General features: G+C 64.5%; 11 protein-coding genes. 5 read left to right on the forward strand and 6 right to left on the reverse strand.

Annotated features, from left to right (window positions below; genetic code table 11):
- Position 1 precedes the first annotated feature (1 nt).
- The 4 genes from KJP28_RS02940 to xdhA are packed head-to-tail and all read right to left on the reverse strand — an operon-like array spanning position 2 to position 6,117.
- Complete coding sequence (locus KJP28_RS02940) at positions 2 to 1,534, reverse strand: ABC transporter ATP-binding protein (protein ID WP_218390733.1); 1,533 nt, start codon at positions 1,532 to 1,534, stop codon at positions 2 to 4.
- The gene (xdhC, locus tag KJP28_RS02945) at positions 1,509 to 2,471 is read right to left on the reverse strand and encodes a xanthine dehydrogenase accessory protein XdhC (RefSeq protein WP_218390734.1); all 963 of its coding nucleotides are present in this window, start codon (positions 2,469 to 2,471) and stop codon (positions 1,509 to 1,511) included. The genes KJP28_RS02940 and xdhC overlap by 26 nt, the downstream gene beginning before the upstream one ends.
- Positions 2,468 to 4,744 carry a xanthine dehydrogenase molybdopterin binding subunit gene (gene xdhB, locus KJP28_RS02950; protein ID WP_218390735.1) on the reverse strand — a complete coding sequence of 759 codons (2,277 nt, stop codon included), beginning with the start codon at positions 4,742 to 4,744 and terminating at the stop codon, positions 2,468 to 2,470. The genes xdhC and xdhB overlap by 4 nt, the downstream gene beginning before the upstream one ends.
- Positions 4,741 to 6,117, reverse strand: coding sequence for a xanthine dehydrogenase small subunit (xdhA, locus tag KJP28_RS02955; protein WP_218390736.1), 1,377 nt, complete (start codon positions 6,115 to 6,117; stop codon positions 4,741 to 4,743). The genes xdhB and xdhA overlap by 4 nt, the downstream gene beginning before the upstream one ends.
- 262 nt (positions 6,118 to 6,379) lie before the next feature.
- On the opposite strand from xdhA, the gene KJP28_RS02960 reads away from it, so the two are divergent.
- Together KJP28_RS02960 and dnaE are read left to right on the forward strand one after the other, a co-directional pair.
- Positions 6,380 to 7,201, forward strand: coding sequence for a DUF6544 family protein (locus KJP28_RS02960; protein WP_218390737.1), 822 nt, complete (start codon positions 6,380 to 6,382; stop codon positions 7,199 to 7,201).
- A gap of 164 nt (positions 7,202 to 7,365) precedes the next feature.
- Positions 7,366 to 10,872: a DNA polymerase III subunit alpha gene (gene dnaE / locus KJP28_RS02965; RefSeq protein ID WP_218390738.1), complete on the forward strand. Its 3,507-nt coding sequence runs from the start codon at positions 7,366 to 7,368 to the stop codon at positions 10,870 to 10,872.
- 99 nt (positions 10,873 to 10,971) lie between these two features.
- Here dnaE and KJP28_RS02970 read toward each other — a convergent pair whose 3' ends face one another.
- Positions 10,972 to 12,486, reverse strand: coding sequence for a catalase (locus KJP28_RS02970; protein ID WP_218390739.1), 1,515 nt, complete (start codon positions 12,484 to 12,486; stop codon positions 10,972 to 10,974).
- A gap of 86 nt (positions 12,487 to 12,572) precedes the next feature.
- Entirely contained in the window at positions 12,573 to 12,779 is a 207-nt protein-coding gene (locus tag KJP28_RS02975) for a SlyX family protein (RefSeq protein ID WP_218390740.1), read from the reverse strand.
- 142 nt (positions 12,780 to 12,921) lie between these two features.
- Here KJP28_RS02975 and hisS point away from each other — a divergent pair, with 142 nt between their 5' ends.
- From hisS to hisG, 3 genes are read left to right on the forward strand one after another with little or no spacing between them, the layout of a single operon-like run.
- Positions 12,922 to 14,397, forward strand: a complete 1,476-nt coding sequence (gene hisS, locus KJP28_RS02980; protein ID WP_218390741.1) for a histidine--tRNA ligase — start codon at positions 12,922 to 12,924, stop codon at positions 14,395 to 14,397.
- Positions 14,390 to 15,475 (forward strand): ATP phosphoribosyltransferase regulatory subunit, encoded by a 1,086-nt coding sequence (locus KJP28_RS02985; protein ID WP_218390742.1) that lies wholly within the window; start codon positions 14,390 to 14,392, stop codon positions 15,473 to 15,475. Before hisS ends, KJP28_RS02985 begins: the two co-directional genes overlap by 8 nt.
- A complete protein-coding gene (gene hisG, locus KJP28_RS02990) occupies positions 15,472 to 16,170 on the forward strand; it encodes an ATP phosphoribosyltransferase (protein WP_218390743.1) in 699 nt (232 codons plus the stop codon). Before KJP28_RS02985 ends, hisG begins: the two co-directional genes overlap by 4 nt.
- Positions 16,171 to 16,215: the final 45 nt, after the last annotated feature.

A 16,215-nucleotide genomic window follows, 5' to 3' on the forward strand; every position in this document is an offset into this window, starting at 1 on the left:
CTCATACGTGGGCCTCCTCGGGGTGGGCCACATCCATGTCGTGTGCGCCGCCCATCATCAGGCCGATCTCGTCCACCGTGAGCCCCTTGGCTGGGCGGGGCGGGGCGAGCGTGCCTTCGTTCAGAGCCGCGAAATTGTCAGAGATTTCCATGAGTTCATCGAGGTCCTGACTGATGACGACAACGCCTGCGCCGCGTGCGGACAGGTCGAGGATGGCCTGCCGGATCGCCGCCGCCGCCGACGCATCGACGCCCCAGGTGGGTTGGTTCACGACGAAGACGTCCGGGCGTTGCAGGATCTCGCGCCCAATCACGAATTTCTGGAGGTTGCCGCCCGAAAGCGCCCCTGCCGCGGTTTCGGTGCCGGGGGTGCGCACGTCAAAGGCTTCGATCACCCTGGCGGCGAATTCGCGGGCCTTTTTCCAGCCGACGAAACCGTTTTTTGACAGCTTCTCGCGGATGTCGCCGGTCAGCAGCGCGTTCTCCGTGAGGCTCATTTCCGGCGCGGCGGCGTGGCCCAGCCGTTCCTCTGGTGCCGCGAGAAGCCCGCGGCTGCGGCGTGCATTCGGCCCGAGGCGTCCGATGCCGTCACCCTTGAGCCTGACCGCATCGGCGGCGGTGCGCCGTTCTCCCGACAGGGCGGCGAGCAACTCGTCCTGACCGTTGCCCGCGACGCCCGCGATGCCGAGCACTTCGCCTGCCCTGAGGGTGAAGCTGACCTCCTTCAGCCGCGTGCCGAACTGGTTGGCCGGGGCGAGCGAGAGCTTGGTGACTTCGAGCAGCACCTCGCCCGTCTCGCCGGCTTCGCGTTCCGGGGTGTGAAGCGTTTCGCCCACCATCATTTCGGCCAGCTCGCGCGCGCTTTTCTCGCGCGGGTCGCATTCGCCCACGACCTTGCCGAGCCGCAGAACGGTAGCCTCTTCGCAGAGCGCCCGGATCTCGTCGAGTTTGTGCGAGATATAGAGGATCGCGGTGCCTTCCTCCGACAACTTCCGAAGCGTTTCAAAGAGGATATCGACTTCCTGCGGGGTCAGGACCGAGGTCGGCTCGTCCATGATCAGAAGTTTCGGGTTCTGCAAAAGGCAGCGGATGATCTCGACTCGCTGGCGTTCGCCCGCCGACAGATCGCCCACCCGACGTGCGGGATCGAGGGGTAGGCCATAGGCATGGCTGACCTCGGTGATCCGGGCCGCGAGTTCGCGCATTGGGGGCGGGTTGTCCATGCCGAGCGCGATGTTCTCGGCCACGTCGAGCGCGTCGAAGAGCGAGAAATGCTGGAACACCATCGCGACGCCGGAGGCGCGGGCGGCGTGGGGGGTGGCGGGTTCGTACAGCTCGCCGTTGACGCGCATGGTGCCGCTGTCGGGTTTGACCAGCCCGTAGATCATCTTGACGAGCGTGGATTTCCCGGCACCGTTTTCGCCCAGGAGCGCATGGACCTGTCCGGGCATGATATCGAACGACACATCGTCGTTCGCCACCACACCGGGATAGGCCTTGGTCAGCCCCTCAATCGCCAGATAGGCGTCTGCCATGCCCCGTCCCCTCGTCTGTCTGTGCTGCGCCCTGCGCGATGTCCGCCATGATCTGATGCGCGACTCCGAGCGCGATGGCGGCCGGGTGTTTGCCAAGTGCCTTGTCCCCGATCGGGCAGCGGATGCGGTCGATGGCCTGCGGCGGGTGTCCGGCTTCGGCCAGACGTTTGCGAAAGCGTGCCCATTTGGTGGCGGAGCCGATCAGGCCTGCCTGCACGAAGCCGCGCGCCAGAAGCCCGTCACAGATCGCGAGGTCGAGCGCGTGGGAATAGGTCATAACGATATGATGCGCGTCCTTTGGGGCGAGCCGCGTCGCGGCGGCGATGTCCGGCGCGGGCAGAGCGGTCACGCCTTCGGGTATGGCGTCGGGGAAGCGGTCCGGGCCGGTGTCGACCCAGGTCAGGGCGAGGTCGGGCAGGGGCGTGAGGGCGGTGATCAGGGCGCGTCCCACATGGCCCGCGCCCCAGATCCAGATCGGCGTTGCGGGGCGGGTGATCGGCTCGACCATCCAGCCGTCGAGGTAGGCCGGGCCTGGCGTTTCGCCCCGGTCGCGGGCGCGCTGCATCAGGCGGGTGACGGAAAGCGGGGGCGTATCCGTTCCGGTGATCTGGCGGGCGTGAATTTCGCCGTCCGGCAGCGCGTCCAGATGCTCCCAGACAAGCGTGACGCGACCGCCGCAGCATTGTCCCAGATCCGGGCCGAGCGCGTGGGTCGTTGCTTTGCGGTCGACATTGCCGCCAAGCATGGCGCGGGCCCCGGCGATGGCTTCGAATTCAAGCGTGCCGCCGCCAATGGTCCCGCATTGACCATCCGCCCAGACCACGATGGACGCCCCCGTCTCGCGCGGCACGGACCCGGCTGTCGCGGCGACGACGACACGGACGACCGGGCTATGTTCACGCAACAGTGCTGCGTATGAGTCGCGGTCGAAGCTCATTTCCCGGCCCTCTTGGCGGCGAAGAACAGCCGTTCCGGCGTCGCGGGGGCGTCGAGGTCGGGGTAGCTATCGCCGCAGGCTGCCGCTGCATCCGACAGCGCGAGGAAGGCCGAGACGCCGAGCATCAGGGGCGGTTCGCCCACGGCCTTGGAACGGTAGATCGTTGGCACGTGGTTCTTGCCGTTCCACAGCGCGATGTTGAATTCCGCGGGCCGGTCCGAGCTGGCCGGAATCTTGTAGGTCGACGGCGCGTGGGTGCGCAGACGCCCTTTCTCGTCCCAGACCAGTTCCTCGGTCGTGAGCCAGCCCGCACCCTGCACGTAGCCGCCTTCGATCTGGCCGATGTCTATGGCCGGATTCATGCTTTGGCCCACGTCGTGAAGGATGTCGCAGCGCAGGATGCGGTTTTCGCCGGTCAGCCGATCCATCACCACCTCGGTCACCGCCGCGCCGTGGGCGAAGTAGTAGAACGGATGGCCGCGCCCGATGGTGCGATCCCACGAAATGTCCGGCGTGGCGTAGAACCCGGTGGCCGACAGGCTCACCCGGTTTTCGTGACACAGGCGCGCGACGTCACCGAAGGTGAGCTCGTCCTGACCGACCGTAACCTTGCCGTTCTTGAACTTCACGTCGCGGGGCTTGGCCTGATGCAATTGGGCGAGCAAGCGGGTCATGCGCGCCCGGATCTCGTCCACTGCGGCCTTGACCGCCATCCCGTTGAGGTCCGAGCCGGAGCTCGCGGCGGTGGCCGATGTATTGGGCACCTTCCCGGTATCGGTCGCCGTGATACGCACCTGACCCAACGACACGCCGAAGCCCGAGGCGGCGACTTGTGCGACCTTCTGAAACAATCCCTGGCCCATTTCGGTGCCGCCGTGATTGATGGTGATGGACCCGTCGGAATAGACGTTCACCAGCGCGCCGGCCTGGTTCAGATGGGTCAGCGTGAAACTGATCCCGAACTTCACGGGGGTCAGGGCGATGCCCCGCTTCAGCACCTCGTTTTCGGCGTTCCACTTGGCCACGGCGTCACGCCGCTCTGCGTATCCCGACGAGTCGACCAGCGCCTTGACCATGTCGGGAAGGATGAAGCCCTTGACCGGCTGGCCATAGGGCGTCTCCTGCGGCTTGGTCTTGTTGTAGAAATTGCGCTGCCGCACGACGAGCGGGTCGAGGCCGAGCGTATGTGCCACATGGTCCACGACCCGCTCGATGCCCAGAAGCCCCTGCGGCCCGCCGAAGCCGCGAAACGCGGTGGCGGAGCAGGTGTTGGTCTTGAGCCTGTGCGACGTGATGCGCACGTTGGGCAGGTAATAAGCGTTGTCGGCATGAAGCATCGCGCGGTCGGCGACCGGGAGCGACAGGTCCTGCGACCAGCCGCAGCGCACGAACTGGTCGAATTCGACCGCGACGAAACGGCCCCGTTTGTCCACGCCCGCCTTGTAGCGGATCTTGAAGTCGTGGCGCTTGCCGGTGATGACCATGTCGTCATCGCGGTCGTAACGCATCTTGCAGGCGCGGCCCGTCAGGTGCGCCGCGATGGCGCAGGCGATGGCGGGCGCGTTGCCCTGGCTTTCCTTGCCACCGAAGCCGCCGCCCATGCGCCGGGTCTCCACGCGGACCGCATGGAAGGGAACGGCCAGCGCTTCGGCCACTTTGTGCTGGATCTCGGTCGGGTGCTGGGTCGAGGTCTTGAGGACCATGTCGCCATTGTCCTGTGGCTCGGCGAGGCTCACCTGTCCTTCGAGATAGAAATGCTCCTGCCCGCCGATTTCGATCTCGCCTTCGACGATATGGGCCGCGTCCTGCATGGCCGTTTCGGCTTCGCCACGCGACCACGTGAGAGGGCCGCCCTCGAAATAGGAATTCTGGCTCACGGCCTGCTCGACCGTCAGGATCGGCTCTTTTTCCTCGATCCCGATCTCGGCGCGCGCCGCCGCTTCGCGCGCCGCGCGGTGGCTGGTGGCGATGACGAGGAAGATCGGCTGGCCCTGATAATGCACTTCACCCTTGGCGAGAAGCGGTTCGTCATGGGCCGCCGTGGAGATGTCGTTGACGTGGGGCAGGTCGGCGGCGGTCAGCACGCGCAGGACGCCCGGCGCCTTGCGCACGGCGGACAGGTCGACCGAGGTGATGACCCCGCGGGCCGATTGCGACAGACCGAACGCGAGGTGCAGACAATCGGCCGGGGTCGGCAGATCGTCGACATAGCGCGCGGCTCCGGTGACATGGCCCGTCGCACTGTCATGCGGGATCGCCTTTCCGAGCGTCATGGCATCACCTCGCGAACAGACGTGGCGACGCCCTTGTCTTCCAGCCAGACGCGGTCGAGCATGTTGGCGGCGGCGTCGAGCCGATAGCTCGCCGAGGCGCGCATGTCGGACATCGGATTGAAATCCTCCGCAAAGGACCATTTGGCGGCCTTCACGGTTTCCGCGCTCCACGGCTGCCCGATCAGAGCGGCTTCAACGGCACGTGCGCGCATCGGCGTGCCCGCCATGCCACCGAAGGCGATGCGGGCCGACACAACGACGCCATCCTGCACCCGGATGTTGAACGCGCCGAGGACCGCGGAAATATCCTGATCGAAGCGCTTGGAAAGCTTGTAGACCTTGAGCCTGTCGGGGCCGTTGTCGCGCGGGATGACAACCGCTTCGACGAACTCTCCCGGTTCGAGATCCTGCTTGCCGTATTCGATGAAGAAATCCTCGAGCGGCATTTCACGGGTTTCGTCGCCGCGTCTGAGATGCAGCATGGCATCGAGGGCGATGAGCGGCGGTGGCGTGTCGCCGATCGGGGATCCGTTGGCGATGTTGCCCCCCACGGTCGCGGCTGCACGCACCTGCGCGCTTGCGAACCTGTCGAGCATCGCACCGAAGCTCGGGTGATGCTTGTTCATCGCGAGACGCAGGGATTCCACGCTGGTCATGGCGCCGATCCAGATCATGTAGGGCGCCGTTTCGATACGGCGCAGATCATCGACGCGGTTGAGAAAGATCGTCGTGCCCAGATTGCGCATCGACTTGTTGACCCACAGCCCGACGTCGGTCGCGCCCGCGATCAGAGTGGCGTCGGGATGTGCACTCAGAAGGCTTGCAAGACCCTCGGTCGTGGTGGGCTGGAAATCGTCCTGAGTGGCACCGAAGCTCGGACCCGTCCGGATGTCGCGCAGCCATTTCGGAACCGGACGTCGCGCCGCGGAACGGGCTGCACGCACGATGGGCGCGTAACCGGTGCAGCGGCAGAGATTGCCGGCGATCTGCCGGTCGTGGTCGTTCTCGCCGTTGATCTGGCCCGCCGCGAGCGAGACCACGAAGCCCGGTGTGCAGAAGCCGCATTGCGAACCGTGATGTTCGATCATGGCGGTCTGGACCGGGTGAAGGTCGCCGGCCGGTGACGATAACCCTTCGACCGTCGTCAAGGTTTTGCCGTTGATCTGCGGCAGAAAAAGGATGCAGCCGTTCAGAGGCCGGGTGCCGTCTTCATCCGTCACCATGACCGTGCACGCCCCGCAATCGCCTTCGTTGCAGCCTTCTTTCGTGCCTGTCAGTCGGCGGTTTTCCCGCAGCCAATCCAGCACAGTCGTCGTTGGATCGACTCCGTAGAGATTGACGGTCTCTCCGTTGAGAAGAAACGCGATGTCCATGCCCTGTCCCACCGCTGTACCCAGTTTTTTCGTGGTCGGGTCTCGATGCGGCGTAGAGGCCCGACCACGGCAGCAAAGCGCAGAAAATGAGCCGAGTCTACCCGGGTGCCACAGGATTGAGCAGGCGCACCGGGTGTTTGTGCCGATAATTTGCGGCTTTCATGGGCAAGTGCCGGATTTCTGGGCGAGAAACGGCCAAGGAATGTGGGCCGAATGTCGGGTTGGCATTGCGGGCCGGGCCGAGAGGTCACAAATTGAGATCATGATACGCATCCTATTTCTGACCATTCTGATCGGCATCGGGCTGGGGCTCGCCGCGTGGCTGGTGCTGGCCGCCCAATTCGCGGTGGCTATCGCGACCCGCGAGGGCGCACTGATTGCCGCACCGAAGAGTGCCGTGCGGGATGACCTTCCCGACGCGGTAACGGCCTTTGCCGACAAAGGGTTGTCCGGGGGCGAGACGGTTGCGACCGTGCGTTTCACACAGGATGCGGACATGCAGCGGTCGCCGGGTCAGGACTGGCTCCCGCTGACGGCGCGGCAGGTGGTTTCCGCCAGTGCACCGGGGTTTCTCTGGGTCGCACGCCAGGGCGGATTCGGCCCGGTTCCGATGGTCCGGGTTCTGGATGCCTATGACCCGCAAAGGGGCGGTGTGCTGGCCATTCGCCTGCTCGGGGCGTTCCCGATCGGCACGCTGAGCGGCGGACCTGCGGATCGTGCTGAGGCGATGCGATACCTTGCGGAATTGCCGTGGTGCCCGGATGCGATCCTGACCAACCACGATATTGGGTGGGAGAAGACCGCCGAGGGATTTGCCGCGACGCTTGGCACGAAGGGCGGTGAGGCGCGGGTCGAGTTCACTTTCGATTCCGACGGCGACATCATCGCCGTGAGTGCCGAAGAGCGGCCTGCGACGATGCCGGACGGAACCACCGCGCTTTTGCCGTGGCGCGGGACGATGGGCGACTACGACCAGATGGGCGAACGTCGGGTGCCGCGCCGGGCGGAAGTCGGCTATGTCTATGACACAGGATACGCACCGTATTTCCGGGCGGAGATCACGCAATACGAGGTGTTGCGCTAATTCGGCGTCCGGTCCGTTTACCGGAGTCCCGCGCAAAACTCCCGCCGTAAGTGCAACGTATGTATCACGTATGGAACACGTATGGCTCGCGTATGGATCAGGATCGGGAGGGACGTGCCGATTTCGGTCTTTCACCCTCGGGACGGCGGATTTAATGTTCGCTCATGTCTTTCGCGTCTCCTCGATTCATCCACCTTCGTGTCCACACCGAATACTCGCTTCTCGAAGGCGCGGTGCCGGTCAAGAAACTGTCCGGTCTGTGCGAAGCGATGGAGATGCCTGCCGTCGCGATGACGGACACGAACAACATGTTCGCGGCGTTGGAATTCAGCGTCACCGCGAGCGGAGCGGGCGTGCAGCCGATCATCGGGTGTCAGGTCGATGTGGCCTTCCACGAGCCGGACCCGGGGGAACAGGCCAAGCCTGCCGCCGCCGTCGTGCTGCTTGCCCAGACCGAGCGCGGCTACGAGAACCTCATGAAGCTCAATTCCTGCCTCTATCTCGACAAGCATGGGGCGCTGCCGAGCGTGACGCTGGCGGAATTGGAGCAATATTCGGAGGGGCTGATCTGCCTTACCGGTGGGGCCGAAGGTCCGGTGGGCCAGTGGCTTCAGACCGGCAACCGGGCCAAGGCGCAGGGCCTCATGGAGTTTTTCAAGCGCGTCTACGACGACCGGCTCTATGTCGAGTTGCAGCGCCATCCGGGCGAGGGCGGCGCGCTTCCCGAGGCCGAGGCGAAGACCGAGCGCGGCTTCGTGGAACTGGCCTATGCGATGGACATTCCGCTGGTCGCGACCAATGACGTCTATTTCCCGAAGACCGAGCTTTACGAGGCGCATGACGCGCTGATCTGTATCTCGGAAGGAGCTTATGTCGATCAGCAGGAGCCGCGCCGGAGGCTGACACCGCAACATTACTTCAAGTCGCCGCAGGAAATGGCGACGCTGTTCGCGGACCTGCCGGAGGCGTTGGAGAACACCGTCGAGATCGCGAAGCGCTGCGCGTTCATGGCCTATCGCCGTGACCCGATCCTGCCGAAATTCGCGGATGACGAGGTGGACGAGCTTCGCCGTCAGGCGAAGGAAGGGTTGGAGGCGCGGCTCGCGGTCATTCCGCATGCCGCGCCGGTCGAGGAATACGAGGCACGGCTGGAGTTCGAGCTGGGCATCATCGAGGGGATGGGCTTTCCCGGCTACTTCCTGATCGTTGCGGACTTCATCAAATGGTCCAAGGACAACGGTATTCCCATCGGGCCGGGCCGGGGGTCGGGTGCCGGTTCGCTGGTCGCCTATGCGCTGACCATCACGGACCTCGACCCGCTGCGCTACAGTCTTCTGTTCGAGCGGTTCCTGAACCCGGAACGTGTGTCCATGCCCGACTTCGACATCGACTTCTGCATGGACCGGCGGGAAGAGACGATCCGCTATGTGCAGGAGAAATACGGGCGCGACAAAGTGGGACAGATCATCACCTTCGGTGCGCTTCTGTCAAAGGCTGCGGTGCGGGATGTGGGCCGGGTGCTTCAGATGCCCTACGGGCAGGTGGACAGGCTGTCGAAGCTGATCCCGGTCGAGGGTGTGAAGCCCGTGTCGATCCATCAGGCATTGCAGGACGAGCCGCGATTGCGGGAAGAGGCCCGCGCCGAAGAGGTCGTGGACCGGCTTCTGACGTATGCTCAGCAGGTCGAGGGTTTGCTGCGCAACGCGTCGACTCACGCGGCAGGCGTGGTGATCGGGGACCGGCCTCTCGATGCGTTGGTGCCGCTTTATCAAGACCCGAGGTCGGACATGCCGGCGACGCAATTCAACATGAAATGGGTCGAGCAGGCGGGGCTTGTGAAGTTCGACTTCCTCGGGCTGAAGACCCTGACCGTCATTCAGAACGCCATCGACCTCATTCACGGGCAGGGGCGTGACCTGCACACCGGGCCGGACGGCGCGCGGCTTTACGAGCCAGCCGAGGGCGGGGAGAACCAGATCAACCTGATCCCGCTGGACGATGAGGCAACCTACAAGCTCTATGCGAGCGCAAAGACGGTCGCGGTGTTTCAGGTGGAATCGACGGGCATGATGGACGCGCTTCGGCGCATGAAACCGACCTGTATTGAGGACATCGTCGCGCTGGTTGCGCTCTATCGTCCCGGACCGATGGAGAACATTCCGACCTATTGCGAGGTCAAGAACGGCCAGCGCGAGATCGAGAGCGTTCACCCGCTGATCGACCATATCCTTGAGGAAACGCAGGGCATCATCGTTTACCAGGAACAGGTGATGCAGATCGCGCAGGAGATGGCGGGCTACAGCCTTGGCGGCGCCGATCTGCTCCGCCGCGCGATGGGTAAGAAGATCAAGGAGGCGATGGACGCCGAGCGCCCGAAATTCGAAAAGGGCGCTGCGGAAAAGGGCGTGGACAAGAAGAAGGCGAGCGAGGTGTTCGACCTTCTGGAAAAGTTCGCCAATTACGGATTCAACAAATCCCACGCGGCGGCCTATGCCGTGGTGAGCTACCAGACCGCATGGCTCAAGGCGAACCATCCGGTCGAGTTCATGGCGGGCGTCATGAATTGCGATATTCACCTGACCGACAAGCTGGGCGTCTATGCCGAAGAAGTGCGCCGGGGGCTCGATATCGAGATCGTGCCGCCTTGCGTCAATCGCTCGCAGGCAATGTTCAGCGTGGATCAGGGGAAAGTGGTTTACGGGCTCGGCGCGCTCAAAAACGTGGGCGTGGAGGCGATGAAGCTGATCACCGAGGCGCGGGCGGACAAGCAGTTCGTCAACCTCTACGATTTTGCGCGGCGGGTGGATTTGAAGCGGGTCGGCAAGCGTCCGATGGAAATGCTGGCGCGGGCCGGTGCTTTCGACGTGCTGGACGCGAACCGGCGGCGGGTCTTTGAAAGCCTCGATGCGCTGGTAGGCTATTCGGCGGCGATCCACGAACAGCGGGCGAGCGCGCAGGTGTCGCTGTTTGGCGAGGCGGGCGACGATCTGCCCGAGCCGCGCCTGTCTAACGCGCCCGACTGGCTGCCGAACGAGCGGCTGGCCGAGGAGCACAAGGCGATCGGCTTCTACCTTTCGGGCCATCCGCTTGACGATTACATGCCGGCGCTCAAGCGCAAGCAGGTCGTGACGCTGGAGGAACTTGCCGTGAAGGCCGAGCGTGCGCCCTGTGTCGCCAAGCTCGCCGGTGCGGTGGCGGCGAAACAGGAGCGCAAGTCGAGCCGGGGCAACCGCTTTGCCTTCGTTTCCATGTCGGACCCGACCGGGCTTTACGAGGTGACGGTGTTTTCGGAGACGCTGGAAGCCTGCCGCGAATACCTTGAGCCGGGGCAGAACGTTGTGGTCACGGTCGAGGCCAATGTCGAGAGCGAGCAGTTGAAACTGCTCGCCCGCTCTGTCGCTCCGGTGGACACGATGGTTCAGGATGCAGGCGGCATGGCGCTGCGCATCTATGTCGACGACGCGGGCGCGGTGAGCACGGTGGCCAAGCTCTTGGAGGATGCCAAAGCAACGGCAAAAGGCGTGCGCCCCGGCACGTTGAGCCTTTGCCTGATGGACCCCGGATTGCCGGGCGAGGTCGAGATGGACCTCGGCGCGGAATACCCGCTCAACCCGCAAATCAAGGGCGCTCTGAAGAGCCTGCCCGGCGTCATGGACGTGGAAGAAGTCTGATTCACCGCACTGATGAGGCACGGCTGAATGCGTCCGTGCAGCACCTCCAGGCCTGAGAAGAAAGTACGGCCCGGAGTGCTTGCGCGGTCGCAGGTGGTGTTACTCGTCGATACTCTCGGCAGACGCCATGCCGGGTGCGGTGCTCTTGCCCCCGATCTTGTCGCGAACGCCTTTCTCGACAGCGTCGCCCACGTCCTTGTCGATGTTTTTCCAGTATTCGAAAGCGCGGACCAGGACCTTTTCCGACACGCCATCGGACAGGTGGCCCACCACGTTCGATACGAGCCTGTCGCGCGCCGCGTCATCCATCACGTCGCGCACCAACGCGCCGGCCTGGGACCAGTCGTCGTCGTCTTCGCGCAGGGTATAGGCGGCGCGGACCATCTTGCCGTCGGCCTCCCAAATGCCTGCTTCGTGCTCGGACGGCTGCGCGGCAGGTCCGCCATAGCTGTTGGGTGCATAGACCGGGTCCGTGACCGGCTGGGTCCGGGCGGCACCGTCCTTCGTGTAGCTGTGCACCGGGGCCTGCGGCTTGTTCACGGGGATTTCCTTGTAGTTGACGCCAAGCCGTGCGCGGTGGGCATCGGCATAGGAGAAACCACGGGCGAGCAGCATTTTGTCCGGGCTCAGGCCGACACCCGGCACCATGTTGTTCGGTTCGAACGCGGCCTGCTCGATCTGCGTGTGGAAATCCGTCGGGTTGCGGTCGAGCGTGAGTTTGCCTACCTTGATCAGCGGATAATCCGCATGCGGCCAGACCTTGGTCAGGTCGAACGGGTTGATGCGATATGTCTTCGCGTCCTCGTATGGCATGATCTGCCACTTGAGAGTCCACGACGGGTGGTCGCCCCTGGCGATCGCGTCGAACAGATCGCGGCGGTGGAAATCGCCGTCGGACCCGGCCAGTTCGTCGGCCTCGTCCTGCGAGAGATAGGCGTTGCCGTCGCCCTGGTCGGTGTGGAAGTGAAACTTGACCCAGAACTTCTCGCCCGCCGCGTTGACCAGCGAATAGGTGTGCGAGGAATAGCCATTCATTTCGCGCCAGGTCCGCGGGATGCCGCGGTCACCCATGAGGTAGGTGACCTGATGCGCAGATTCCGGCGAGAGGGTCCAGAAATCCCACTGCATGTCGTGGTCGCGCAGGTCGTTGTCGGCCCGGCGTTTCTGGCTGCGGATAAAATGCTGGAACTTCATCGGGTCCCGGATGAAGAAAATCGGGGTGTTGTTCCCAACCATGTCGAAATTGCCTTCGTCGGTGTAGAATTTCACCGAGAACCCGCGCGGGTCGCGCCATGTGTCGGGCGAGCCGCGTTCACCGGCCACAGTGGAGAAGCGGATCACGACATCGGTTTCGGCCCCTTTCTGAAACAGCCCGGCCTTGGTGTAGGCCGACACGTCCGCCGTCGTCTTGAAATGCCCGAACGCGCCGCCGCCCTTGGCGTGGGGTTGCCGTTCGGGGATACGCTCGCGGTTGAAGTTGGCCATCTGTTCGATCAGGTAATGATCGTTGAGCACGATGGGGCCGTCAGGGCTCACGGTCAGGGAGTGTTCGTCGCTCTGGACGGGGATACCTGCATCTGTGGTCGTCGGGGGTGTCTTGCGGTCGCTTGCCATGTCGCGTCCTTTCCGTGGTGGCTAGGAAAGGCTAACGGTGCGATGCATCGGAAGTTCCGTCACAACTGCTCCGCGCAGCGACGCGGCTACCAATGGGGCGGTTTCTGATCCGCAAGCGGCACGGAGCCGCCCTCGTCGAGATCGCGCTGGGCTTCGCGCTCCATGAGCATCTGGGTGCGGCGCTTGATCTGGTCCAGTTCGCGGTCCTGCCGTGCGATGACGTCGGACAGGTCCTCGACGGTCTTGGTCAGGTAGGCGACTTGTTCTTCGAGGCGTGTGATGCGCTCGGACATGGTAACCTCCTTTGCGATGCGGTGGTCTGCTGAGCCGGATATGGGGCGGTTTTGTCCGGGTGGCAAGTCGCGCCCGCTTGCCCCGTGAACGCGGGTGGGCTAGACCCCGGCGCGAGTGAAGAGCGGCATGACGGGACCCCCAATGGCCAAAGTGAAGAAACAGCCCCGGCCCAAGGCGGTGACGCCGAAGGGCTTTCGCGATTACTTCGGTGCGGAGGTCGAGGACCGCCGCCATATGCTCGACCAGATCGCCGGGGTCTATCATCGCTATGGCTTCGATGCGCTCGAGTCGTCCGGCGTCGAGACGGTGGAGGCGCTGGGCAAATTTCTTCCCGATGTCGATCGTCCGAATGACGGTGTATTCGCCTGGCAGGACGAGGACGACACCTGGATGGCGTTGCGCTATGACCTGACGGCCCCTCTGGCCCGCGTCTATGCCCAGCATCGCAATGATTTGCCGACGCCCTATCGCCGCTATGCGATGGGCCCGGTCTGGCGCAACGAGAAGCCGGGACCGGGGCGGTATCGGCAGTTCTATCAATGCGATGCCGATACGGTCGGCACAGCGAGCATGGCGGCGGATGCCGAGATCTGCGCGATGCTGTCCGATGCGCTGGAAGTGGTCGGTATTCCGCGTGGGGATTACGTGGTGCGCATCAACAACCGCAAGGTGTTGAACGGGGTGCTGGAGGTCATGGGTGTTGCCGAAGGCGAGACCCGCGACGCCGTTCTGCGCACTATCGACAAGTTCGATAAGGTCGGCGAGGCCGGGGTGCGCGAATTGCTCGGCAAGGGGCGGTTGGATGCGTCGGGGGCGTATATCGACGGGGTCGGGCTAAAGGACGCGCAGGCGGAGCCGGTACTGCGGTTCCTGACCTCGAAAGGCGCCGACAATGCCGAAACGCTCGACAACCTGATGGGCGCGGTGGGTGACAGCGAGATAGGTCAGGCGGGCGTGGACGAGTTGCGCCAGATCGCCGACCTTCTGGCCGCCCAAGGCTACGGCCCCGACCGCATCGTCATCGACCCCTCGGTCGTGCGCGGCCTTGGCTACTACACCGGCCCCGTGTTCGAGGCCGAACTGACGTTCGAAATCCTCGACGACAAGGGTCGCCCACGGCAGTTCGGGTCTGTCGCCGGTGGCGGCCGATACGACGACCTTGTGGCGCGGTTCACCGGGCAGGCGGTGCCTGCGGTCGGTGTCTCGATCGGGGTAGACCGGTTGCTCGCCGCGCTACGCGAAAAGGGGCGGTTGGCGCACGAGGCACGCGGACCGGTTGTGGTCACTGTCATGGACCGTGACCGCATGGCCGAGTATCAGGCGATGGTGGGCGAATTGCGCGCGGCGGGCATCCGCGCCGAGGTGTATTTGGGCAACCCCAAGAATTTCGGCAACCAGATGAAATATGCCGACAAACGGCAGTCTCCCGTTGCCGTCATCGCGGGATCGGATGAATTCGACGCGGGTAAGGTGCAGCTCAAGGACCTGATCCTCGGGGCGAAGCTGGCCGAGGACGCGACCTTGGAGGAATGGAAGGATCGTCCAAGCCAGATCGAGGTTTCGCGCGAAAATCTGGTCGCCGAGGTTCGAAAAATGGTAGCGCAATACGATGGCTGAGAAGGCCGCGATCCGGGCCGAGGCCGCGCGGCTCCTGACCCTGTTCGAGGGGCAGGGCGCTTCGGTCGTGGAGACGCCGATCCTGCAACCTGCCGAGACGTTGCTCGATCTTTATGGCGAAGATATCCGGGCGCGCGCCTATGTCACGTCTGATCCGGCGATGGGCGAGGCGATGCTGCGCCCCGACTTCACCGTGCCGGTGGTCGAGATGCACATGGCCGAAGGCGCGGAGCCTGCGCGCTACACCTACGCCGGCGAGGTCTTCCGCAAGCAGGAGGACGACCCGCACCGCACACCGGAATACTTCCAGGTGGGCTACGAGGTGTTCGACCGCGAAGATCCGGCGGCGGCGGATGCCGAGGTGTTCGCTTTGTTTCACGAAACGCTTTCGGGGCTTGGGCTTCGCGCAGCGACAGGCGACATGGGCCTTCTGATGGCCGCGGTGGCCGGGCTGACCACCACCGACCGGCGCAGGCGCGCGCTGATGCGCCACCTGTGGCGGCCCCGTCGGTTCCGCGTCTTGCTCGACCGGTTCGCGGGGCGCACCCCCAGCCCGGAGGGCCGCGAGGCGCTGGCGAAAGGCGACCCGTTCGACGGGATGGATGCGCCGGTCATCGGGCTGCGCGACCGCGCGGAAATCGAAGAGCGGATTGCGGCGTTGCGCGAGGACATGGCGACCCCGCCGATCCCGGAAGGCGAAGTGGAGCTTCTGGGCGATCTGATGGGTCTGCGCGAAACGCTGGACAATGTCTGCGAACACCTGCGCGACATCGCGGTGGACATGCCGGCGATCAGCGACGCGGTCGAGCGCTTCGCGGCACGGAACGAGGCGCTGAAGAAACGCGGTGTGGACCCGTCGGAGATCGACTTCGAAGGCTCGTTCGGGCGCACCACGCTCGAATATTACGACGGCTTCGTTTTCGGCTTCCATGCGGATCGGCATGATCTTCCCCCGGTCGCGACCGGAGGGCGCTATGACGCGCTGACGCGGGTGCTTGGCGGCGGGCGCGAAATCCCGGCGGTCGGCGGCGTGATCCGCCCCGAAGTGCTGCTCGAGATCCGGGGGGCGGGGGCATGAGCGTGAAGCTGGGCGTGCCGTCCAAGGGGCGGCTCATGGAAAAGACCTTCGACTGGTTCGCCGATCGTGGCGTGAAGCTGTCGCGCACCGGGTCAGACCGCGAATACGCGGGCGCGGTCGAAGGGATCGAGGGGATCGAACTCGTGCTTCTGAGTGCGGGCGAAATCCCGCGCGAACTCGCCGCGGGCCGCATCCACCTTGGCGTCACCGGCTCGGACCTCGTGCGCGAAAAGCTCGCGCTTTGGGAGGAGAAGGTGGTCGAGCTGGAACCGATGGGGTTCGGTCACGCCGACCTCGTCATTGCGGTGCCGCGCGCCTGGGTGGACGTCACGACAATCGACGATCTCGACGCGGTCGCGGCGGCCTTTCGTCGCCGCCACGGGTTCCGGCTACGGATCGCGACGAAATATCACCGCCTGATCCGCGACTACCTGCGCGCGGGCGGCGTCGCGGATTACCAGCTTGTCGACAGCCAGGGTGCGACCGAGGGCACGGTGAAGAACGAAACCGCCGAAGCGATTGCCGACATCACCTCGACCGGCGAGACGCTGCGCGCCAACCACCTCAAGATCCTGTCTGGCGGGCCGGTGCATCGCAGCCAGGCGACGCTTTTCAAGTCTCGGCAGGCGGATTGGACGCCCGAGGATCGCATGGTGCTCGCCCATCTCAAAGCGATGCTTCAGATCGAGCGCTGAACTCTTTCATTGTTCAAAAAATACTTCGGGGCGTCCCGGGGGGCA

It is taken from the genome of Maritimibacter dapengensis (assembly GCF_019218265.1).
Taxonomy (GTDB): Bacteria; Pseudomonadota; Alphaproteobacteria; order Rhodobacterales; family Rhodobacteraceae; genus Maritimibacter; species Maritimibacter dapengensis.